This is a genomic window from Citrobacter sp. Ce129 (assembly GCF_030334545.1).
GTDB lineage: Bacteria > Pseudomonadota > Gammaproteobacteria > Enterobacterales > Enterobacteriaceae > Citrobacter > Citrobacter europaeus.
This window is the reverse complement of record NZ_JAOWDS010000025.1, coordinates 1-265: the sequence shown is the minus strand read 5'-3', so window position 1 is coordinate 265 and position 265 is coordinate 1. Positions and strand designations below refer to the sequence as shown.

Below are 265 nucleotides of genomic sequence, written 5' to 3'. Positions count from 1 at the left end.
AGTAAAGGATGGTGGAGCTATGCGGGATCGAACCGCAGACCTCCTGCGTGCAAGGCAGGCGCTCTCCCAGCTGAGCTATAGCCCCATCGTAGTTATCTCATTCACCTTAATTCTTGCTGAGACAAGGCGTGGAGCGGCGAAGCATACTGAAGTATGCGAGTCGTTTCACAACGCGGTATCAGAAAGAATTTGGTAGGCCTGAGTGGACTTGAACCACCGACCTCACCCTTATCAGGGGTGCGCTCTAACCACCTGAGCTACAAGC

1 tRNA gene is annotated in these 265 nt (G+C 53.6%); it reads right to left on the bottom strand.

Going from position 1 to position 265, the window contains the following annotated elements:
- Positions 1-9 precede the first annotated feature (9 nt).
- Positions 10-85: transfer RNA gene (locus OGV77_RS00345), tRNA-Ala, on the bottom strand.
- Positions 86-265: the final 180 nt, after the last annotated feature.